The sequence below is a fragment of the Duganella sp. GW821-FHT01E12 genome, from assembly GCF_059422325.1.
The window spans coordinates 108,902-128,623 of sequence record NZ_JBWKWR010000013.1 but is presented as its reverse complement, the minus strand read 5'-3'; the positions used below and the strand labels follow the sequence as shown (position 1 = coordinate 128,623).

Here is a 19,722-nt window from a genome sequence, read left to right as displayed (position 1 = left end):
ACTCCTACCTGATTTGTCGCGCTGGCAAAATCACCGGTAATTCGAGCTTCCCTGAAGAGTTTGCGTTGGGTCACACATGATTCTTCCCGTATCAATGAGCAGCGTTTTTCCCGCCTATTTAAAACGGAAGGTAACAACGTCGCCGATTTCGATACCTTCGGTCACATTATCTTTCACCACACCTTGGAAGCTGCCGTAGACGATATCGGCCACGCTAAGTTCGACATCGACAATCGTGCCGTCTCCCAACTCAACTCCAACCGTATCGCCTACCGCATAAGGTGCGGGTACAGACGCACTAGGCACGCAGTCCTGCGCAGCAGCATGAACGTACGCCACATCACCAAATGTCTTATTTGCCATTTGTTTTCCATGGGGCGTGAATGTCATTGAAGCTGGTTGTTTCCGCGACAATGAGATGTTTCCAAATTGAAAGAACATTTTAGATTATTTGCAGCGGATGCAATCTCACCAATTATCACAACACGTCGGCGAATGCCTGACGAAGCCGCGCATGAGAAATCTCCAAATACGAATCGACGTGGTCCAGTTCGGCGTGCCCTAGCATCAATTGTACGGTGCTCAGCTCAACGCCGTTGGCCAAGAGTCGGCTGGCCATGGTTCGCCGGCCGCCGTGAGAACTGCCGCCCTTGATCCCGGCATCCCGGTACAACTTCGCAACATGCGCTTGCAGCGCGTCACAGGCTGCGTAATCGACCTGCTCGCCAGCCTCATTGATTCGGCGCTTGGTGTTCATGGAGTAGCGATGGCCCTTGAAGGTGAGCACGAGTGTGCTATCCGGCCGCAGGCCACGATACCGCTATGGATCATCGCTCATGCGCCAGCGCCGCTCGACGCGCAGCGCGAGTTAGTCATCAATCGCGGCGACCAGATCACGGTTTGTCGGATAGATGCAGCGCTGGCGCAATCCCTTCGTGATGCTGGCCCTGAGCGATACTTCTGCCCGGATCGCCCCCCCCGGACGGGAGCATTACGTCGCCGACCTCGATCTGGGCGATTTCGAACATGCGCATCCCTGTGTGGATGCCGAGCAGCAGGACAAGGATATCGCGCTCTGGTTCGCGGCTGGTGGCTCTGGTGACGCGGAGAAGGTGCCGGTACTGGCCCGGCTTCAAGACTGCGGCTTGCGGCATGGTGGTCCTCTGAATAGGTTGGAAACAGACTTAATTCAGAGTGAGAACCGGTCAGGCTCTTTTTTGGGTCTAACACCGCATGAACCCTCGCGTCCCCGGAAAGCCAGTCACCCATTTTCGAGCACCCCCGATCAAGTCGGGCCGGTCGCTGTCGATGGCGCGCAAGACGCCCATCGTCGGCGGCATGCTGCTGGCGATGTCGATGATCGTCTGTAACTACGTCGACGCCGACTGGCTGGTGGTGCTGGTGATGTCGCTGGCCTTCTTCGGCAAGGGCGTCGGCGCGCTGGGCTGGGCGGTGGTGGCCGACACATCTCCCAAGGAGGCCGGCGGCATGAGCGGCGCGCTATTCAACACCTTCGGCAACACGGCCGGCATCACCACGCCGATCGTGATCGGCTACATCCTGCAGGAAACCGGCTCGTTCGCCGGCGCGCTGGTGTTCGTCGGCGCCAACGCCGCCGTCACCGTGTTGTGCTACGTGCTGATGGTCGGCGAGATCAAACGCTTCGAATTCAAGACGCCGGTGCTGCGCCACATCGGCGCCACCACCCTGCCCTCGACAAGCATCAACTGACGCAGCACCGGCCCGGCGGCGCCCTTGCGCGCCGCCTCAGACGGGCCACTCCCCCTCCCCCTCCTCCTCCGCCTTTACCACAACCCACCGGGTTTAAATCTCTTCAAATCTCACCCAACAAAAAAATCATATCAATATATAAATTTTGGTATACAAACAATTTTGCATTAGTTAGCATTTCATACGCTTTAAATCCATCGCAAATAGTGTTAGCAGCAAATAATTTCCTGATTTAATTTTTAATTTCCAAAAGTTAATCACCATTAAAGCACCGGATTTATTAATCATGAGCCTCTTTGTTGAAAACCTCGCCAAAGGAACAACTGATGATACCCCCATGCCGGTCGGCGACGATATTATCTTTACGGAATTAAAAAATGCATTGCAGGAATTAGCACCGGAGGGTCTCGAACACGGCAGCTGGATCAGGCAGATTAAAGCGGCGCATAGTTTCGACGAGATGCTCAAGTTGGCCCTGTTGGAAAGAATGCGCGGCAGTATATTCTTGCCGGCTTTTATGCACCATTGCATTGAGGAAGCGTTCGACCATTCCCCGCTGGCAGCCATGGCCGCCAGCGATTTGCGGGCCTTCGTCGAGAAAGACCCTTGCATCCGCTACGCCTGGCAGCCTCTGCTCTTTTGCAAGGGTTTTCACGCCATCCAGCTCCACCGGTTGGCGCATTATTTTTGGTCCAGAAATAACCATTGTCTGGCGCTGGCGATTCAACACCATGCCAGCGTCAATATGGCGATCGATATTCACCCGGCAGCAAAATTGGGAGGCGGCATATTCCTCGACCATGCCACCGGCCTGGTGATTGGAGAAACCGCCGAAATTGGCAGTCACGTATCTCTATTGCATGGAATTACCCTCGGCAGCGCGGGCGGCGGCGGCCGGGGAAATAAACGTCATCCCACTGTGGAGGACCATGTGCTGATCGGCGCCGGCGCCATTATTCTCGGCGACATCACGGTGGGCGCCGGATCGAAAATCGGCGCCGGCGCGGTCGTGGTGAAGGATGTCGCGCCAGGTACGACGGTCGCCGGCTATTACGCCAGAAATTTGCACCCTATCTAGAATTGTTTATCGCCTGTCCACGGAAATAAACATGTTGTCGTTTGCCATGAATTAATACAAATTTCATGGCGAAATTATTGTTGTTCTATTTAACCACCATTAAGAGGCTAGCAATATGAATCACAACAGTTTTTATCGCGTTAAACGTAGCTGCATCCACAATGTGCGCGTCAACAAGTCCGACGTGACCACCTCGGCGGCAGTGCCGGAAGGCTTGATCCTGCCCCGGGAAATGATGCGCCTGGCGGACATCGCCCCTTACGAGCAGATCAACGTGACCAAGATCGGCGGCAACAACTGGGTCAACCGCATGTACACCTTCGCCATCCCCGGCGACGGCGACCAGGTCGAGGCGCGCGGCGCAATCGCCCACCTGCTGGGTGAAGGCGAGCTGTGCTGCATCATCACCACCACCAACCTCGACAGCGAGCAGCACCAGCAGCACGTGGCCGGCAAGCTCAAGCCCTCGATCCTCGACGTGCGCCTGCATCCGCACGATGACATGATCAACGAGCTGAACGACGTGAAGGTCGTGCTGGAACGCAAGGGCAAGTTTGAACAGGTGCCGGACATGACCGCCGAACTGGTGGCCGAGCGCGCCGTGCTGCCGCGCACCTACCTGTCCAACCTGCTGGCCGGCCTGACCATCGAAACGGTGGAGAAGCGCGGCTGCATCGAGATGAGCGCCGAACTGCCGATCGAATTCATGCAAAAGGCCGGCTTCTGCACCTCGCAAAGCATCATGATCTACAACGCCAGCCGTGGCGGCTTCTCGGCCGAAAGCTATGTGGTCCCCAGCCTGACCAAGAAGACCATCGGCATCTCCGGCGCCCTGACCGCCGTGGCCGACGTGGGCGACCGCATCTCGCAGGCCGCCTATGTCACCACCACCGCGCCTGAGTTCCATCCGACCATCCACTTTATCGCCGAATAAAGCCAGCCGGTCCAGGCGCGGCCCGCTTCGGCGCCGGCCGCGCCTCGCCCTCCCACCCACCGGAGTCGATCATGCTTAAAGGAAGTTGCCATTGCAAATCAGTGCAATTTGAAATCAGCAGCGAGCTGTATGGCTTCAGGCACTGCCATTGCCACACCTGCCGCAAGGTCAACGGCACGGCGTTCGCGACCAGCGTGCTCACCGCCAGCGACGGCCTGCGCATCGTCAACGGCCGCGAGGCGCTGCAGGCTTATCAGGCCTCGGCCGGCAAGACACGCTATTTTTGCTCGCACTGCGGCTCGCCCATCTATGCCCAGCACGAGAACGATCCCAGCTTCGTCATCCTGCGCGCCGGCACCATCGACGACCTGCCGTCCCTGCCGCTGCAAGCGCATATCTGGACCGCGCACCAGGTGCATTGGTACGACATCCCGCACAACGCACCGCATTATCCGGGCGCGCTGACGTGAGCCACGGCAGCGGGCGGCCATCGTCCGCCTACCCACCCGATCTGGCCGCGTCGCGCGTGCTGAGCGAGGCCGAGCGCGATGCCTGCCGCGCCGCCTTTTTCGCCGGGCGCGACATGGCGGACGAGCTGTGGCTGTTTGCCTACGGCTCGCTGATCTGGAAGCCGGAGTTGCCGGTCGGCGAACAGGTCATCGCACGGGTGCACGGTTACCATCGCGGCCTGTATCTATGGTCCCGGGTCAGCCGCGGCACGCCGCAGCGGCCCGGCCTGGTGATGGCGCTCGACCGCGGCGGCTCCTGCCAGGGCGTCGCGCTGCGCCTGGCGGGGCGCGACCTGGAACAGCAACTGGCCACGCTGTGGCGGCGCGAGATGCCGATGGAGTCGTATCGCCCGGTATGGCTGCGCTGCAGGCTGGCCGACGGCCGCCGGGTGCGCGCCTTCAGCTTCGCCATCTGCCGCGAGCTGTCCTGCTATGCGGGCCGCCTCACGCCCGAGGTCCTGCATCATGTGCTGGCCCAGGCGCACGGCGCCCACGGCTCCAGCTACGACTACCTGGCGCAGACCGTGCAGGCCCTGCGCCGGCACCGCATCCGCGACCGCGCGCTGGAGTCGGTGTTGCACCGCTGCCCGCCACCGGCCGCGCCCCACTCACCCACATGACTGGAAAATCGGCGATGACGACTGACGCACCGCTCCACCCGCACACCCGCCTCGGCCACACCGACCGCCCGGCCGGCCCCGGCCCCGCCCCGGTCAATCCGCCGCTGGTGCGCGCCTCCACGCTGCTGTTCCAGGACGTGGCCCAGCTCAAGGCCGCGCACGGTACGCGCGCCGCCTACGGCCGCCTGGGCACGGACACCACACGCGCGCTGGAGCGCGCCCTGTGCGACGCGGAGGGTGCGGCCGCCTGCCTGCTCGCCCCCTCCGGCCTGAACGCCATCACCACCACGCTGCTGTCGCTGCTGCGCCCCGGCGACCATTTGCTGATGACCGACGCGGTCTACACGCCGACCCGCGTGTTCTGCGACGGCCTGCTCAAGCAGATGGGCATCGAAACCACCTACTACAATCCGCTGCTGGGCGCCGACATCCGCGCACAACTGCGGCCGCAGACCAAGGTGGTGTACGTGGAATCGCCCGGCTCGCTGACCTTCGAGGTGCAGGACATCCCGGCCATCGCGGCCGAAGCGCATCGCCACGGCGCGCTGGTGGTGTCCGACAGCACCTGGGCCACGCCCCTGGGATGGGAGCCGTTCAAGCTCGGCATCGACGTCTCGATCCACGCCGCCACCAAGTACATCGTCGGCCACTCCGACGTCTTGATGGGCGCCATCCTGTGCGGCGAGGCGCTTGCGCCCACGCTGTACCAGACCCACCGCAGCCTCGGCATCTCGGTCGGCGGCGACGACGCCTATCTGACGTTGCGCGGCCTGCGCACCCTGGCAGCCAGGCTGGCGCTGCATCGCGACAACGCGCTGGCCGTGGCCGCCTGGCTGAGCGAACAGCCGGAGGTGGAACGCGTGCTGTATCCGCCGCTGGAAGGCAGTCCCGGCCACGACCTCTGGCGGCGCGACTTCCGCCCGCAATATGCCGGCGGCCTGATGGGAGTGGCGTTCCGCGACGGGATCGCGCCGCCTGCCCAGGAGGTGCTGATCGACGGCCTGGCCCTGTTCGGCCTCGGCTACAGCTGGGGCGGATATGAAAGCCTGGTGCTGCCGGTCGCGCCTGGCGCCGCGCGCAGCGTCACCGCCGGCCGCTGGAACGCGACCATGCTGCGCCTGCACGTCGGCATAGAGGGCGTGCAGGATCTGTTGGCCGACCTGGGCCGGGGCTTCGACGCCATGCGCCGTTTTTCACCATGAATTCAGCGACGGACCAACTCGTCAGCTATGTCAGCGCCATCCACGGCCAGAGCAGCGACGTCGCCATCGTCGAGCGGACGCAGTCCACGGAAAGCTGGGTGGATCAGGGCTTTGAGGTGAGAAAGGAGGAAACCATCTTCCGCTTCGATAACGGCGTGGTGATCCGGCGCGTGGTGGAACAGGACGACTTCCCCAGCGACCTGGCCTGCGCCGAATGCTGGATCATCTACGAGGTGCTGCAACATGGCGGCTGCCAGGTGACGCCCGCGCGCCGCAGCTTCGACAACGCCTGCCGCGAGTCATACTGGCTGGCGTTCCACCGCGACGGGTGAAGACGCCAGCCGCCGGTGCCTAGTGGCTGTCCGTGTAGAAGCAGCGGCCGCAAGCCTGGCGGTAGCTCTCGTTGCCGCCGATGCTGATCTGCTCGCCTTCCTTCAGGCGCTTGCCGTTCTCATCGACGCGGATGTTCATCGTGGCCTTCTTGCCGCAGCTGCAGATGTTCTTGAGCTCTTCGATATCGTCGGCCAGCGCCAGCAGATAGGCCGAGCCGGGGAAAGGCTCGCCGCGGAAGTCCGTGCGCAGGCCGTAGGTAATCACCGGGATGCCGCGCACCTGCGCCAGCTGATGCAACTGCTGCACCTGTTGCGTGCTGAGGAACTGCGCCTCGTCGATCAGCAGGCAGGCGATCTTCTGGTTGATCGCATCGAGGAAGTTGGTGTCGGCGTCGAACACCTCGGTCTGACGCTGCGGCCCCAGCCGCGACGTCACCTGGCCCACGCCGTAGCGGTTGTCGATGGCGGCGGTGAACAGGCGCACCTGCTGGCCCTGCTCCTCGTAGTTGTGCGCCACCTGCAGCATCGCGGTGGATTTGCCTGCGTTCATCGCAGAATAACGGAAATAAAGTTTAGCCACTACTGCCCCTTTTGAAGAGCGCGATTATAAACCGTCGTTCTTGAAAAAGGCGCATACTGGCCGTTGTGCTTTTCGCATATAGAAACTCGAAAACATTCCTTTCCAGCGCTTATAGAGCGGCCTACCATCCGCTCTTTACAAAAAAGCACGGACGGACACAATCCTCCCGTGCAGACAGTTCGCAAGGAGAATCGCATGCCCACCCCCGCATTATTCAAACTCATCGGCAACACCCCGCTGGTCCAGGTCACCCGCCTCGACACCGGCCCCTGCCAACTGTTCCTCAAACTGGAGTCGCAGAACCCAGGCGGCTCGATCAAGGACCGCATCGGCCTGTCCATCATCGAAGCGGCCGAGGCCGACGGCCGGCTCAAGCCAGGCGGCACCATCGTCGAAGCCACCGCCGGCAACACCGGCCTGGGCCTGGCGCTGGTCGGCCGGCTCAAGGGCTACCGCGTGCTGCTGGTCGTGCCGGACAAGATGTCCACCGAAAAAGTGCTGCACCTGAAGGCGCTCGGCGCCGAGGTGCGCACCACCCGCTCCGACGTCGGCAAGGGCCACCCCGACTACTACCAGGACTACGCCGCCCGCCTGGCGCGCGAGCTGCCGGGCGCCTTCTTCGCCGACCAGTTCAACAACCCGGCCAACCCGCTGGCGCACGAGACCACCACCGGCCCGGAAATCTGGGAACAGATGGGCCATGAGCTGGACGCCATCGTGGTCGGCGTCGGCTCCGGCGGCACCCTGGCCGGACTGACCAGCTACTTCCGCCGCGCCGCGCCGCAGGTCGGCTTCGTGCTGGCCGATCCCAAAGGTTCCATCCTCGCCGAATACGTCGACACCGGCCATGTGTCCGACACCAGCGGCTCGTGGGCGGTGGAAGGCATAGGCGAAGACTTCGTTCCCGCGATCGCCGACCTGAGCGGCGTGCGCAAGGCCTACACCATCACCGACCAGGAAAGCTTCGACAGCGCCCGCAGCCTGCTGCGCGCCGAAGGCATCCTGGGCGGTTCGTCGACCGGCACCCTGCTGGCCGCCGCGCTCAAGTACTGCCGCGAACAGACCACGCCCAAGCGCGTGGTCACCTTCGTGTGCGACACCGGCACGCGCTATCTGTCCAAGGTCTACAACGACGGCTGGATGCACGACCAGGGCCTGTTGCGGCGCGAGCCCTTGCACGACCTGCGCGACCTGATCGGCCGCCGCTACGACGAGGGCGACGTCGTCAGCGTCGCGCCCGGCGACACGCTGCTGACCGCCTTCAACCGCATGCGCAGCACCGACGTGGCGCAGCTGCCGGTGCTGGAGAACGGCAGGCTGGTCGGCATCATCGACGAGTCGGACCTGCTGCTCAAGGTCGACAACCACGCCGAACAATTCTCCAGCCTGGTCGGCGCGACCATGACGTCGCGCCTCGAAACGCTGCACCCGAGCGCCAGCGTGCAGGCGCTGCGCAGCACCCTGGACCGCGGCCTGACCGCCGTGGTGGCCGACGCCGACGCCTTCTACGGCCTGATCACCCGCTTCGATTTGCTGAACCACCTGAGAAGGACTCTATCTTGAACCAAGCGCACAAAAAAGCAGCCCTGGCCACGCGCGTGATCCACGCCGGCCAATCGCCCGACCCGTCGACCGGCGCCATCATGCCGCCCATCTACGCCACCTCGACCTTCGTGCAGGACAGCCCCGGCGTGCACAAGGGCCTGGACTACGGCCGCTCGCACAACCCCACGCGCTGGGCGCTGGAGCGCTGCGTGGCCGACCTGGAGGGCGGCGCGCAGGGCTACGCCTTCGCCTCCGGCCTGGCGGCGATCTCGACGGTGCTGGAACTGGCCGACGCCGGCGCCCACATCATCGCCGGCGACGACATGTACGGCGGCACCTACCGCCTGTTCGAGCGCGTGCGCCGCCGCAGCGCCGGCCACGACTTCACCTATGTCGACCTGACCAATCCGGAGAACCTGCTGGCCGCGATCCGGCCCGAAACCAAGATGGTCTGGGTCGAAACGCCGACCAACCCGATGCTCAAGCTGGCCGACCTGAAGGCGATCGCCAAGATCTGCCGCGAGCGCGGCATCATCGCCGTGGCCGACAACACCTTCGCCAGCCCGCTGGTGCAGCGCCCGCTGGAACACGGCTTCGACATCGTGGTGCATTCGACCACCAAGTACCTGAACGGCCACTCGGACATCATCGGCGGCATCGCCGTGGTGGGCGGCGAGCCGCACCAGCAGGCGTGGAGCGAGCAGCTCGGCTTTCTGCAAAATTCGGTGGGCGCCATCGCCGGCCCGTTCGACAGCTTCCTGGCGCTGCGCGGCGTGAAGACGCTGGCGATCCGCATGGAACGCCACTGCCGCAGCGCGCTGGAGCTGGCGCGCTGGCTGGAGCAGCAGCCGGAGGTGCGCAAGGTCTACTACCCCGGCCTGGAATCGCACCCGCAGCACGAACTGGCCAAGCGCCAGATGGACGGTTTCGGCGGCATCATCTCGATCGACCTGAAGACCGACCTGCCCGGCGCGCGCCGCTTCCTCGAATGCTGCTCGGTGTTCGCGCTGGCCGAGAGCCTGGGCGGCGTCGAAAGCCTGATCGAGCATCCGGCCCTGATGACGCACGCCACCATCCCGCCGGCGCAGCGCGCCAAGCTGGGCATCGGCGACGGTTTGATACGGCTGTCGGTGGGAATCGAGGATATAGAGGATTTAAGGGCCGATATTCGCCGCTCGCTCGACGCGATTTAGGTGCTAGTATCCGGGAATCGCGTAATCAGCCCGAGACCTCATGGAATTCCTCTTAATCATCATTGGCGTACTGGCCATAGGCGCCGTCTACTCGATCGGCGTGGCCAGCGCCAAGCCTGTGCCCGGCAGCGACTTCTACAAGGTGTCGAAGGACGGCCGCGTGCTGGCTTCCGGCGGCCCCAAGGTGACGGCGCTGCGGCCCAAGGTCACGCCGGAAGGCTTGATGGTCAAGCTGCGCAACGGCCAGCGCACAGGCGAGTTCCTGGTGCACGAGCTGGTGGCCGAGGCGCACCTGCCCAATCCATCGGGCTTGAAGTACGTCCGCCACAAGGACGGCAACCCGCGCAACAACAAGGTCGAGAATCTGGCGTGGAGCAAGGAGCCGGTTATCGAGCCGGCACCGGCGCCGGCGCCGCCTCCCGTGCCCGCGCAGCCGCAAACGCGCTACGCCAGCCCGGCGGCACGCGCCGCCGCGGCAGCCCTGGCCGCGGCAGCGGCGGAAGCCGAAGCTGCAGCCGCCCCGGCGCGCACCATCGGCGACGCCCTGCCGGGTGGCGGGCCTCAGTCACCTGGGTGATATTTGCGTTCCAGGTGTTTTTCCACGTCCGCCTTGTAGAACAACACGTCCTTGAATTCACCGCGCGCATACATCGCGGCCTGGTCGCTGAAATGCGGCGAGGTCGGATTGCCGCTCTCCCCGCCCGCCAGGATGCTGCGCGCCTTGATGCGCGGCCCGAACTCCACCGCCGCCACGAAGCTGTTGCCACGCTCGCCGTAGATTTTTTTGGTTTTGGTTTTTGACGTCATGCCGTAGGCAGCCAGCGAACCCCAGTTGGCCGACGCGAACGCCACCGGCAAACTAGGCTTGCTGTCGTCGAAGGGCTGGACGATGTCGCCGGTCAGGCGCTGGAAGCGGTTGATCTCGCCCCACGGCGTCTGCCATGTGCCGAAGTCCGCCGCCAGCTTGGCCGAAGCGCGCTCCAAGGCCTGCAGGCGCTGCTGCGGCGTGATCGCCGCCTGCAGATAGTCGAGCACCTGCACCTCGCGCGCCTTGGCCGCCGCGCCGTAGGTCGCCGTCAGATCCTGCGCCCAGAAGACCGCCAGCGAAGTCGGCACCGACTCCAGCCCGTAGCGCATGTTCCAGCCGCGCAGCGCGGCGATCTGCGGCGCCAGGCTGGCCTTGAACGGATCGCCGTCGGGCAGCTCGTCCCAAGCCGCGAACAACTGCGGCAGCAGCGGCTCGAAGGCCGGCAGCTGCGTGTCGTAGGCGCTGGCGATTAGACTGTCGAGCGTGAAGTTCTTCTTGTTCTCCAACACCCGCACCGCGTGGATGCCGCGCGGGTTCTCGGGATTCATCGACATATAGGCCGGGTAGTCGCTCGCCTTCGGGCTGTACGCGCCGGCCGCCGTGTAGGGCCAGTTGTTGGTGTTCTGTATCCAGCCGTTCTTCGGATTGAACAAGGTGATGGTGTCCTTGACCGCGTGCAGGCCTTGCCATTCGGTGGCCGGATCGCTGCCGTCGACCGGATGCTTCCAGTCGAACTGCGGATCGCGCTTGGGGATGAAGTTCCCGTGGAAATAAGCGATATTGCCGTCGGCGTCGGCATACACGGTGTTGTTGGACGAATTGGTGCGCAACTCCATCGCCTTGTAGAAGTCCTTGTAGCTGCGGGCCTTGGTGCGGATGTAGGATTGCGTGAGCGCCTTCAGGGGCTCGTTCATCAGCCGCACGGCGATCCACTTGCCATCCTTCGCGCGCACGATGGGGCCGTGGTGGCTGTAGTAGACCCGCACCGTCTTGCTGGCCATGCCGCCCGCCGTCTTGTACGGCAGCGCGATGTCGAGCGCTTTCAACGGCCGCTGCTCCTGGCCGTACTGGTAGTAGAACTGGCCGTCTTTTCCGCTGATGGTCTCCAGGTATTCGTCGATGACGTCGCCGCCGCCGGAGGTGTGCATCCAGCCCAGCCGGTCGTTGAAGCCCTGGTAGACGAAGAACTGGCCCCAGGTCACGGCGCCATACGCGTTCAGGCCCTGCTCGCTGTGCACCTGCACCTCGGGCCGGAAGTAGAACGAGGTGTGCGGATTAATCAGCAGCAGCGCGTGGCCGTCCTTGCTCAGCGCGGGCGCGATGGCGAAGCCGTTGGAGCCGCCCGGCTCCTTGTCCGGATCGACGCCGTCGCCGCGCGCCGACAACAGCACCGGCGGCGCCAGCGGCAGCTTGGCGCCGTTGGCGTACAGCTCCTGCAGCTGCTTGAGGTCCACCGATTCGATGTCGCCGCCGATGCTGCCCTCGCTGAAGCTGAGCGCCATCCACGGCTCGAAATGCGTGATCAGCGCGGGTTTGACGTCGGGGTGGGTGGCGAGGTAGTAGTTCAAACCGTCGGCGAAGGCCACCATCAGCTGCTTGAGCCACGCCGGGCTTTGCCGGTATTGCGCCTGCAGGTCGGCCGGATTGATGAACAGCTTCATGCGCAGGTCGCGGTACAGCTCGGCCTCGCCTTCGACCTCGGCCAGCCGGCCCATGGCGTTGATGTAGTTGAGTTCGACCCGTTTGAAATCGTCCTCGGCCTGCGCGTACATCAGGCCGAACACCGCGTCGGCGTCGGTCTTGCCGTAGACGTGGGGGATGCCCCACTGGTCGCGCAGGATGGTCACGCGCTGGGCCGTGGCCTTCAGACGCGCGGCCTCCGGCGGCGCCGCCACCGCCGTACTCATCGCTACACAACACATCAGGGCTAAGCAAGAACGCATCGACAGACTCCGGGCGGTGGGTGGGGAATTACAACTCAGCTGGCGTCGACCAGCTCCGAGATGCGCAGCTGCAGCGCGGTGATTTCCGCCCGCAGCGCCGCGTTCTTTTCCTTGAGCGAGGCGTTCTCGGCGCGCAGTTCCTCGACCTCCGTCAACGGCCGGCCGTAGTCGCCGCCGCCCTCCTTCGGCTCCTTGGCGGGACGCGAGGCGGCGCGCAGCTCGCGCACTTCCTTGGCGGCCTTCTGCAACTCCTTCTTGCCGCCGGCGACCGCGGCCACCTGATCCGCTTCCGGCAGCGACGCCACCGTGGCGGCGGCGTTGATCGAGATCGTGCCCGAACGAACCGCCTCCACCAGCTCCGGCGTGGCCGTCTTCTGGATTTTCTCGATCTGGCTGATGGTCGCGCTGCTCAGGCGCGCGGCGCGGGCGATGTCCTCGCGCGAGGTCAGCGGCATGGCGGCCGGCTTGGCCTTGGGCGCCTCGCCTTCAGGCGGCGCGATGGCCGCATCCTCGGCGGCCGCCTGCGCGGCCAGCTCGGCCACGCGGGCCGCGACGATTTCCTTCTTGCGCAGCGCCAGCACGCCGCGCTGGAAGTCGGAAATGCTGCGGCGGCCCAGGTTGTTATCGATCATCCACAGCTTGACATCGTCCAGGTTGCGGAAGCTGGTGTTTTCCGTGACCTTGAACGGCACGCCATGCTGCTGGCAGATCTGGTAGCGGTTGTGGCCGTCCACCAGCACGTCTTCCCACAGCACCAGCGCGTCGCGGCAGCCTTCCACCAGGATGCTGCGTTCCAGGGCCGCGTACTCGGCCTCGGTCAGCGGCTCGATATAGCCGCGCAACACGTCGTTAATTTTGATTTGCATAGTTGTCCTCGAAATACCGGCGGGCCGGCGCCTGTGCGCCCGGCCAAATCGCCGTCCAGCATGCTACACCATCCGCGCGCGCCGCCAAAGCCCCGGGCCGGAATGGCAATTAAGGCAATCTTAAGCATCCTCCACTATCATGCTTTCCAGTCAACAAGCTTTCTCCGCCAATTGACACCAAGCCCCGACAGGTTTCCCGCCTGCTCGGGGCTTTTCCATGTCAGCCGGCCGAAGATTGCTTTTGCCTAAACCTTGGCGCATGATTCAGCTTCCTCCACCAAGGCCCGACCATGATCACCTACATCCTTCATATTGCCTTCGCCGACGCCGCGCCCGACGCCGTGCTGCGCCTGAGCCACGAACTGTCGAAATACAATATCGCGGCCGGGGTCAAGGCCGACGACGGCCGCGGCTACCACCTGCCGCCCGGCACCTTCATCTACAGCGGCAGCGAAACCATCAACGAAGTACGGGACGCCGTCCACCGCCTGGCCGAGACCATCCACGCCGGCGCTTCGGTGCTGGTGACCGAGGCGACCACGCTGTCCTGGAGCGGCCTCAAGGAACTGCCCGCCGCCTAATTCCTGCCGGCCGCCTCGACGTAGACTTCGTCGTCGCAGCCGATCTCGCGCGGCGCCGGAGCCGCGCCGTTGCCGACCAGCTGCGGCAGTTCGCGCTCGGTGCTGAAGTCCAGCGGCAGCGCCACGCGGATCTCCTGCAAGTATTTGCGCTGGGTGCAGACCAGCGTCACGCTGGCGGCCACCCGGTCGCCATAGCGCGCCTTGACGCGCTCGAAGAAGTCGCCGACGCGGAAGCTCTTGCCCACGCTGCCCAGCACGATCTTGCCCACCTCCGAATCGTTCACCACCCGCACCGCCGACACCGCCTTGACGAAGTATTCGTCCGACGGCAGGGCCTGGCATTTGCCGTGCTTGTTCCACTCGTAGGCGCCGAAGCTGCGCTCGAAATAGAAGTTGGGCATCCACGGCGCGATCTGGGCGATGGTTTCCTTGGTCAGCGCGAACGCCGGCCCTTCGCAGCCGCCGTAGCGGGTGCCGCATTCCTTCTTGTTCGGCCACAGGCCGTGCAGACTCAGCGTTTTCGCCTCCAGCGCGCCGCTGTTCATGGCGTCGCATTCCGGCTTCTTGCCGTTGTAGGGCACGTGCTCGCAGAAGCCGGGCTGCCAGGTGATCGCCAGCACATAGCTGTCCTGCTGGTTGGCGATGCTGCAGCTCTCGCCGCCCGCGTGCTCGCCACCGGCCGCCCTGGCCGGCTGCTCGGCCAGCGCCGGCGTGCCGCAGCTGCGCTGCACCCAGCGCAGCGACGGCTCGGCGCCCGGCACTTCCACCCGCAGCCAGTCGTAATCGACCTTGTTGATCTCGCGCACCGTGTAGCTGGCGCCGGCGGCCACCTGCACCGCGCCCGGGTTGCTGCGCTTGGCAAACGAGGCATAGGCCTCGCAACTCTGGGTGGCGGTGAACTTGCCGCTGGCCGATTCGCTGGCGCCGCAGGCTACTGCAATGAAAGCAAAAAATAAACCCGCTGCGATTTGACGGTGCATGACATCTCCACTGAATGGGCCAAAAGGCGGCCATTTTACCGGACAGCCCGGAGATACATCAAAAACAAGATTTCCTGATGTCACAAATTGTTAATAAATAGATATCTAGCATAACTGAAAGAAAATACTATTACCGATTTGTAATGTTATAAAATCAATGTCTGGATACAATCTGATACAAAGCGATTTAGAAGGTTACAAGCAGATGACGCTTGGCTCCTGAATCCAGAAACGCGAAAACAAAATGATCACTGTCCAAAGCAATTCCGTATCACGCAGCACCGCCAGTATGGTGAACAGGGTCAAAATGCTGGTTTGGCAGCGGGCGCTGCCATTAGCCCTGCATTTCCGCGGCCACCGCCGCCTCCTGGCCACCCTGAACGCCGGACGGGTCGCCCCGTTGAGCCAAATACACCCCAAGATCAAATATAAATATTTAAGAGGAAATTATTTATCGAAGTCCCTGTCGGTCAAAGATTCCCAGGAAATCTTGCGCTACCATTATCTTTGCCTCAGCAGCAAAATTTCACCGGATTTCTTTCACCGGTTAATGGACGAGTTTCCAGTTATTTGGGAATCGGCGATCGACGATAATCATTACAAAATACGGCTGGCATTTCCGCGCAATCTGGACCGGCCTTACCGGATCGTCGATCACGAAGGCGATCTGCTGCTGCTGTTCGAAGCCAACGACAGCACCCTGTATGTGATGTGCGCCACGATCGTGCCGGGGGAACTGGCGCGCAGCTGCTGGAATACGGACCACTCGAACCGGGCTATTTTCGTCGGCAAGATTCAAGGTGTGAAAGGCACGCACGACGCCATGCGCGCCGCCACCAAAGCGCTGTCCGACGTGGCGCCGCCGCGCATGCTGCTGTGCGCGGTCGAGGCGATTTCGCGCATCTTCGGGATCGATACCATCGTCGGCGTGTCGAACAAGGAACAGCTGTCGAAAAACAATGCCGACTATGAGGCCAGCATTCATTTTGACTACGATACGTTCTGGGGCACCATCGGCGCCCACGAAACCGACCGGAACGCCTTCTTCCTCGATGCCAGCCTGCCCGAAAAGCCCATCGAACTGGTCCAGCAGAAGCACCGCTCCCGCACCTTGGCCAAGCGCCGCTTCCGCAAGGGCATCGTGGACGCGGTCCAGGAAAACCTGAGCCGCGACCTGTTCAGCGGTACCGCGCCCGCCTAAAGCCAGCCGGCGTCGCGCGCCAGCCGGAACGCCTCGACGCGGTTGCCCGCGTCGAGCTTGCTGATCGCATCGGACAGGTAGTTGCGCACCGTGCCTTCGGACAGATGGATCTGGCGCGCGATGTCGCCGCTGCTGCGGCCCTCGCCGGCCAGCCGCAGCACCTGCCGCTCGCGCTCGTTGAGCGGGTCTTGCTGACCGCTCCAGCTCTCCAGCGCCAGTTCGGGCGCGACGGCCCGGCCGCCCCCATGCACGGTGCGGATCGCCGCCGCCAGCGTCTCGGCCGGCGCGTCCTTGAGCAGGTAGCCGCGCACGCCGGCGCTCAGCGCGCGCCGCAGGTAGCCGCTGCGGGCGAAGGTGGTCACGATGATCACCCGCGTCGGCAGCGCCTCGCCCGCCAGGGCGGCGGCCAGTTCCAGTCCCGTCATCAGCGGCATCTCGATATCGGTCAGCAGGATGTCCGGCCGCAGCGACCGGCACAGCGCCAGCGCCTGCTCACCGTTGGCGGCCTGGCCCACCACGTCGAGATCCCCCTCCAGCTTGAGCAGCGCGGCCAGCGCGCCCAGCACCAGCGCCTGGTCTTCGGCGATCACCACAGATATCATCGTCATGCAGCCACTCCCATCGGCAAACTCAGTTCCAGCGCCAGGCCGCGGTCGACCCGCAACGCCAGCCGCCCGCCCAGCGCGGCCACCCGCTCCTTCATGCCGCTCAGCCCCGAGCCGTGGACGATGGCGCCGCCGCGCTCCAGCGCGCTGCCGTTGTCGCGCACCCGCAGCACCACCATGCCCGACTCCAGCGTCATCCGCACCTCGCAATGGGATGCGCCGGCGTGGCGCAGGATATTCGTCACCGCCTCGCGCAGCGCCAGCGACAGCACGTTCTCCAGCGCGGCCGGCAGAAGACAGGTCTGCACCTGCTCGGTGAAGCCGACATTGGCCGCCGCCAGGCTGGCGCGCGCCGTCGCCAGCTCGTGCGCGAAGCCGGTCTGGCGGATGCCCGTCACCGCCGAGCGCACCTCGCCCAGCGCCTTGCGCGCGCTCTGTTCGATATCGCGGATCTCGCAGCGGCAAGCCGCCGCGTCGCGCTCCAGCAGCTTGCCCGCCAGCTCGGCCTTCAGCGTGATCATCGACAGCGTGTGGCCCAGCAGATCGTGCAAATCGCGCGAGATGCGTTCGCGCTCGGCGATGCGCGCCAGGTGCGCCACCTCCTCCTGCTTGCGCAGCAGCTGGTCGCGCGAGCGCCGCATGTTTTCCTCGATGACGCTGGCGAATCCGACCGGGCCGCCGACGATCAGCGCCGGCGCCAGGAAGTTGATCTTCAGCGTGACATACGGCGTCATCAGGCAGGCGCACAGCAGCACCAGCGCGATCCCCAGGTAGGCGTAGCCGCGCCGTTCGATGCGCGAACACATGGCGCAGCCGAAAATAAAGAAAGTGCTGGCGCCGGAATTGTACGGCGCCCACAGCACGCCCAGCAGCACCACGAACAGCAGCAGCGGCACCACCTGCGCATCGCTGCGCCAGAAGCTGAGGAAGTACACGGGAAAGAACACCAGCGCCGTCAGCGCCAGCCACACCAGCTCGGCCGGACTGGGGCCGACGTAGACGTATTTCCACAGGATGAACAGAAACGACCACACCCACAAATACGGCCCCTTGCCCATGGCCGGCGGCACCCACGGGGCGCGCAGCGCGCTCACTACTCTGTGTCCGATACCCAAGCTCTTCCCCGTTCTGTTATTCGTTCACCAGCCGCACGTCGGCGATCTGGAACTGGTAGTCGCCCACCGCCGGGCCGGCGTGGAACGCTATCATCGTCACGGCCCCGAAGTCCACGCCCTTGAAGCCGTCGAACGGCAGCGCCACTTCTTTCCACTCGCCCGAGGCCTCGAAGGCCTGTTTGACCGGAATATTCAGCCCGCTCGACAGGACGGACACATTGTAGCGCCGGCCGTCGCCCTTGACACGGAAACGCAGCACCTTGGCGCCGCTCAGGTCGGCAGGCTGCATGATCTGCGCGCCCGGCATGAAAGCCAGTCCGGCCCAGGGATAGGCAAAGCCGGGCAGCACTTTCGCGCTCACCGCCACCGGACGCTGGCCGTCCGCGCCGGCCTCCTGCACCTTCAGCTCGACCGTGGATTTGCCGCCCGCGAACTGGTCGGTGGACGGCACCCAGCCCATGCCGATCGGGCTGGCCAGCTGCTCGGCCGTGAACTGGCTGATGCGGCCGCCGGCCGGCAGCGCCATAGCCGGCTGCGTGCGCGGCGCCAGCTCCTGCGCCACCTTGCCCTGCTGGGCCTTGCGCAGCGGGCTGACGGCGTCGCCGTCCTTCCACACCTCGACGATGCGGTGCAGCGCGCCGATATCGGCGCCGGCATCGCCCTGCACCAGCAGCAGGTCGGCCTTGTAGCCCTTGGCGATGCGGCCGCGATTGGCCAGCCTGAAGGCGCGCGCCGGCGCCGACGTGGCTGCGGCCAGCGCCTGCCGCGGCGTCAGTCCGGCCTGCACCAGCGAGCGCATCTCGTGCAGCAGGCTCACGCCGTACTGGGTGCCGGTGTTGCCGGCGTCGGTGCCGGCCAGCAGCGGCACGCCGGCCTTGCCCAGCGCCGCCACCACCTGCTGCGGCGCCGTCATCAGCGAGGGATAGGCCTGCGTGCCGTAGGTGGCCTTCAACGGCGCCATCTGCTCCTTGGTGAGCAGCGCCGCCAGGCCGGCGTCGCCCAGCACGTCCTCCTCGCGCAAGCCGGCGATGCTCTCCAACACGCTCAGGGTCGGGATGATGAAGGCGTGCTTCTGCCGCGCCAGCTGGACGAAGGCGGCCAGTTCCTCGCCGCTCAGGCCAGGTCCGTTGAACAGGTGGGCCAGGCCGTCGGCGCCCGCCTCCAGCGCGGCACGGGCGTCGGCCAGCTTGCTGACGTGGACCGCCACCAGCTTGCCGCGCGCATGCGCGGCCGCGATCACGGCTTTGACGGTCGGCAGGTCCAGCGTTTGCACCGGATGGCCGGGCGAGCCGCTCTCCATCACGATCTTGATGAAGTACGAGCCCTCGGCGATGCGGGCGTCGACGAAGGCCTGGGCGTCCTCGGGCCGCGTCAAGGTCGGTATCGCCATGCCGTACTCGGTGCCGTGGCCGCCCGGCGCGGTGACCAGCGTGCCGGCCGAATACATGTCGGCCTGGCCGTGGTTGTCGTTGGCGCGCATTTTCTCGCTCATCATCCGCATCGTGTCCACACCGGTGAACATGTCGATCTGCGTGGTCACGCCGAACATCAGCGGCAGCTCCAGGTGGCGGTAGGCGTGGACGTGGGCGTCGATCAGACCTGGCAGCAGCGTGCGGCCGGCGCCGTCGACGACGTGGGCGCCAGCCGGCACCGCGCCGTGAAAGTCGGCATCGACGATCTTGTCGTCCTTGATCAGCACCGAGCGTTTGGCGTGCATTTGCTCGCCGTCGAACACGCGGGCGTCGCGTATCAGCCAGGTGTCGGCCAGCGCCGGGATGGTCAGGCCGAGGCCACAAGCGAACAGCAGAGTCGAAATTACAGGTTTCATCGTAGTCTCCAGGTTGGAATAACGACAGTGTGCCGCGAGCGGCGGCGGCAAACCAGACGCAAATGCCACAA

21 protein-coding genes and 1 pseudogene are annotated in these 19,722 nt (G+C 64.5%); 12 read left to right on the top strand and 10 right to left on the bottom strand.

Translation table 11 applies throughout. From position 1 onward, the window contains the following. Positions 1 to 114: 114 nt before the first annotated feature. The 3 genes from AC07WS_RS26795 to AC07WS_RS26785 form a co-directional block, all read right to left on the bottom strand. Positions 115 to 363 (bottom strand): hypothetical protein, encoded by a 249-nt coding sequence (locus AC07WS_RS26795; protein WP_494731995.1) that lies wholly within the window; start codon positions 361 to 363, stop codon positions 115 to 117. A gap of 115 nt (positions 364 to 478) precedes the next feature. Next, positions 479 to 787: a tyrosine-type recombinase/integrase gene (locus AC07WS_RS26790; RefSeq protein WP_494731994.1), complete on the bottom strand. Its 309-nt coding sequence runs from the start codon at positions 785 to 787 to the stop codon at positions 479 to 481. 106 nt (positions 788 to 893) lie between these two features. Further along, positions 894 to 1,154, bottom strand: coding sequence for a hypothetical protein (locus tag AC07WS_RS26785; protein ID WP_494731993.1), 261 nt, complete (start codon positions 1,152 to 1,154; stop codon positions 894 to 896). Between the two features lie 130 nt (positions 1,155 to 1,284). On the opposite strand from AC07WS_RS26785, the pseudogene AC07WS_RS26780 reads away from it, so the two are divergent. The 7 genes and pseudogenes from AC07WS_RS26780 to AC07WS_RS26750 form a co-directional block, all read left to right on the top strand. Next, a pseudogene (locus AC07WS_RS26780) lies at positions 1,285 to 1,731 on the top strand (MFS transporter); the annotation flags it as partial. Positions 1,732 to 2,017: 286 nt separating this feature from the next. Beyond that, positions 2,018 to 2,809 (top strand): serine O-acetyltransferase EpsC, encoded by a 792-nt coding sequence (epsC, locus tag AC07WS_RS26775; RefSeq protein ID WP_494731992.1) that lies wholly within the window; start codon positions 2,018 to 2,020, stop codon positions 2,807 to 2,809. 115 nt (positions 2,810 to 2,924) lie between these two features. Beyond that, a complete protein-coding gene (locus tag AC07WS_RS26770; protein WP_494731991.1) occupies positions 2,925 to 3,743 on the top strand; it encodes an aspartate 1-decarboxylase in 819 nt (272 codons plus the stop codon). 71 nt (positions 3,744 to 3,814) lie between these two features. Continuing rightward, positions 3,815 to 4,213, top strand: a complete 399-nt coding sequence (locus tag AC07WS_RS26765) for a GFA family protein (RefSeq protein WP_494731990.1) — start codon at positions 3,815 to 3,817, stop codon at positions 4,211 to 4,213. Continuing rightward, positions 4,210 to 4,872 (top strand): gamma-glutamylcyclotransferase, encoded by a 663-nt coding sequence (locus AC07WS_RS26760; RefSeq protein WP_494732037.1) that lies wholly within the window; start codon positions 4,210 to 4,212, stop codon positions 4,870 to 4,872. The genes AC07WS_RS26765 and AC07WS_RS26760 overlap by 4 nt, the downstream gene beginning before the upstream one ends. Before the next feature lie 14 nt (positions 4,873 to 4,886). Then, entirely contained in the window at positions 4,887 to 6,074 is a 1,188-nt protein-coding gene (gene metC, locus AC07WS_RS26755; RefSeq protein ID WP_494731989.1) for a cystathionine beta-lyase, read from the top strand. Continuing rightward, entirely contained in the window at positions 6,071 to 6,406 is a 336-nt protein-coding gene (locus AC07WS_RS26750) for a hypothetical protein (RefSeq protein ID WP_494731988.1), read from the top strand. The genes metC and AC07WS_RS26750 overlap by 4 nt, the downstream gene beginning before the upstream one ends. Before the next feature lie 19 nt (positions 6,407 to 6,425). Here AC07WS_RS26750 and AC07WS_RS26745 read toward each other — a convergent pair whose 3' ends face one another. Beyond that, a complete protein-coding gene (locus AC07WS_RS26745) occupies positions 6,426 to 6,986 on the bottom strand; it encodes a thymidine kinase (RefSeq protein ID WP_494731987.1) in 561 nt (186 codons plus the stop codon). A 195-nt stretch (positions 6,987 to 7,181) separates the two neighbouring features. On the opposite strand from AC07WS_RS26745, the gene AC07WS_RS26740 reads away from it, so the two are divergent. The 3 genes from AC07WS_RS26740 to AC07WS_RS26730 are packed head-to-tail and all read left to right on the top strand — an operon-like array spanning position 7,182 to position 10,301. Next, positions 7,182 to 8,549: a pyridoxal-phosphate dependent enzyme gene (locus AC07WS_RS26740; RefSeq protein WP_494731986.1), complete on the top strand. Its 1,368-nt coding sequence runs from the start codon at positions 7,182 to 7,184 to the stop codon at positions 8,547 to 8,549. Further along, positions 8,546 to 9,724: a trans-sulfuration enzyme family protein gene (locus AC07WS_RS26735; RefSeq protein ID WP_494731985.1), complete on the top strand. Its 1,179-nt coding sequence runs from the start codon at positions 8,546 to 8,548 to the stop codon at positions 9,722 to 9,724. Before AC07WS_RS26740 ends, AC07WS_RS26735 begins: the two co-directional genes overlap by 4 nt. Positions 9,725 to 9,764: 40 nt before the next feature. Further along, positions 9,765 to 10,301: an HNH endonuclease gene (locus tag AC07WS_RS26730; RefSeq protein ID WP_494731984.1), complete on the top strand. Its 537-nt coding sequence runs from the start codon at positions 9,765 to 9,767 to the stop codon at positions 10,299 to 10,301. Here AC07WS_RS26730 and AC07WS_RS26725 read toward each other — a convergent pair. Beyond that, entirely contained in the window at positions 10,286 to 12,475 is a 2,190-nt protein-coding gene (locus AC07WS_RS26725; protein WP_494731983.1) for an acylase, read from the bottom strand. The two genes, AC07WS_RS26730 and AC07WS_RS26725, sit on opposite strands and share 16 nt — an antisense overlap. A 35-nt stretch (positions 12,476 to 12,510) precedes the next feature. Beyond that, the gene (locus tag AC07WS_RS26720; RefSeq protein ID WP_117010194.1) at positions 12,511 to 13,341 is read right to left on the bottom strand and encodes a ParB N-terminal domain-containing protein; all 831 of its coding nucleotides are present in this window, start codon (positions 13,339 to 13,341) and stop codon (positions 12,511 to 12,513) included. Positions 13,342 to 13,631: 290 nt separating this feature from the next. Between AC07WS_RS26720 and AC07WS_RS26715 the strand changes: the two genes are divergently transcribed. Further along, positions 13,632 to 13,922, top strand: a complete 291-nt coding sequence (locus AC07WS_RS26715) for a hypothetical protein (RefSeq protein WP_494731982.1) — start codon at positions 13,632 to 13,634, stop codon at positions 13,920 to 13,922. On the opposite strand, the gene AC07WS_RS26710 is transcribed toward AC07WS_RS26715, so the two are convergent. Continuing rightward, positions 13,919 to 14,902, bottom strand: a complete 984-nt coding sequence (locus AC07WS_RS26710) for a ribonuclease T2 family protein (RefSeq protein WP_494731981.1) — start codon at positions 14,900 to 14,902, stop codon at positions 13,919 to 13,921. The two genes, AC07WS_RS26715 and AC07WS_RS26710, sit on opposite strands and share 4 nt — an antisense overlap. Positions 14,903 to 15,146: 244 nt before the next feature. On the opposite strand from AC07WS_RS26710, the gene AC07WS_RS26705 reads away from it, so the two are divergent. Next, positions 15,147 to 16,103, top strand: a complete 957-nt coding sequence (locus AC07WS_RS26705; protein ID WP_494731980.1) for a DUF535 family protein — start codon at positions 15,147 to 15,149, stop codon at positions 16,101 to 16,103. On the opposite strand, the gene AC07WS_RS26700 is transcribed toward AC07WS_RS26705, so the two are convergent. The 3 genes from AC07WS_RS26700 to AC07WS_RS26690 are packed head-to-tail and all read right to left on the bottom strand — an operon-like array spanning position 16,100 to position 19,651. Continuing rightward, positions 16,100 to 16,711, bottom strand: coding sequence for a response regulator (locus AC07WS_RS26700; protein ID WP_494731979.1), 612 nt, complete (start codon positions 16,709 to 16,711; stop codon positions 16,100 to 16,102). The genes AC07WS_RS26705 and AC07WS_RS26700 overlap by 4 nt on opposite strands. Next, entirely contained in the window at positions 16,708 to 17,823 is a 1,116-nt protein-coding gene (locus AC07WS_RS26695; RefSeq protein ID WP_494731978.1) for a sensor histidine kinase, read from the bottom strand. The genes AC07WS_RS26700 and AC07WS_RS26695 overlap by 4 nt, the downstream gene beginning before the upstream one ends. 16 nt (positions 17,824 to 17,839) lie before the next feature. Then, the gene (locus AC07WS_RS26690; RefSeq protein WP_494731977.1) at positions 17,840 to 19,651 is read right to left on the bottom strand and encodes a CIA30 family protein; all 1,812 of its coding nucleotides are present in this window, start codon (positions 19,649 to 19,651) and stop codon (positions 17,840 to 17,842) included. Positions 19,652 to 19,722: the final 71 nt, after the last annotated feature.

Excerpts from the sequence above, each read along its gene's own strand:
- AC07WS_RS26795 (WP_494731995.1), bottom strand. The coding sequence starts at position 363 with ATGGCAAATAAGACATTTGGTGATGTGGCGTACGTTCATGCTGCTGCG.
- AC07WS_RS26785 (WP_494731993.1), bottom strand. The coding sequence starts at position 1,154 with ATGCCGCAAGCCGCAGTCTTGAAGCCGGGCCAGTACCGGCACCTTCTC.
- epsC (WP_494731992.1), top strand. The coding sequence starts at position 2,018 with ATGAGCCTCTTTGTTGAAAACCTCGCCAAAGGAACAACTGATGATACC.
- AC07WS_RS26770 (WP_494731991.1), top strand. The coding sequence starts at position 2,925 with ATGAATCACAACAGTTTTTATCGCGTTAAACGTAGCTGCATCCACAAT.
- AC07WS_RS26765 (WP_494731990.1), top strand. The coding sequence starts at position 3,815 with ATGCTTAAAGGAAGTTGCCATTGCAAATCAGTGCAATTTGAAATCAGC.
- metC (WP_494731989.1), top strand. The coding sequence starts at position 4,887 with ATGACGACTGACGCACCGCTCCACCCGCACACCCGCCTCGGCCACACC.
- AC07WS_RS26750 (WP_494731988.1), top strand. The coding sequence starts at position 6,071 with ATGAATTCAGCGACGGACCAACTCGTCAGCTATGTCAGCGCCATCCAC.
- AC07WS_RS26740 (WP_494731986.1), top strand. The coding sequence starts at position 7,182 with ATGCCCACCCCCGCATTATTCAAACTCATCGGCAACACCCCGCTGGTC.
- AC07WS_RS26730 (WP_494731984.1), top strand. The coding sequence starts at position 9,765 with ATGGAATTCCTCTTAATCATCATTGGCGTACTGGCCATAGGCGCCGTC.
- AC07WS_RS26725 (WP_494731983.1), bottom strand. The coding sequence starts at position 12,475 with ATGCGTTCTTGCTTAGCCCTGATGTGTTGTGTAGCGATGAGTACGGCG.
- AC07WS_RS26720 (WP_117010194.1), bottom strand. The coding sequence starts at position 13,341 with ATGCAAATCAAAATTAACGACGTGTTGCGCGGCTATATCGAGCCGCTG.
- AC07WS_RS26715 (WP_494731982.1), top strand. The coding sequence starts at position 13,632 with ATGATCACCTACATCCTTCATATTGCCTTCGCCGACGCCGCGCCCGAC.
- AC07WS_RS26710 (WP_494731981.1), bottom strand. The coding sequence starts at position 14,902 with ATGCACCGTCAAATCGCAGCGGGTTTATTTTTTGCTTTCATTGCAGTA.
- AC07WS_RS26705 (WP_494731980.1), top strand. The coding sequence starts at position 15,147 with ATGATCACTGTCCAAAGCAATTCCGTATCACGCAGCACCGCCAGTATG.
- AC07WS_RS26700 (WP_494731979.1), bottom strand. The coding sequence starts at position 16,711 with ATGACGATGATATCTGTGGTGATCGCCGAAGACCAGGCGCTGGTGCTG.
- AC07WS_RS26690 (WP_494731977.1), bottom strand. The coding sequence starts at position 19,651 with ATGAAACCTGTAATTTCGACTCTGCTGTTCGCTTGTGGCCTCGGCCTG.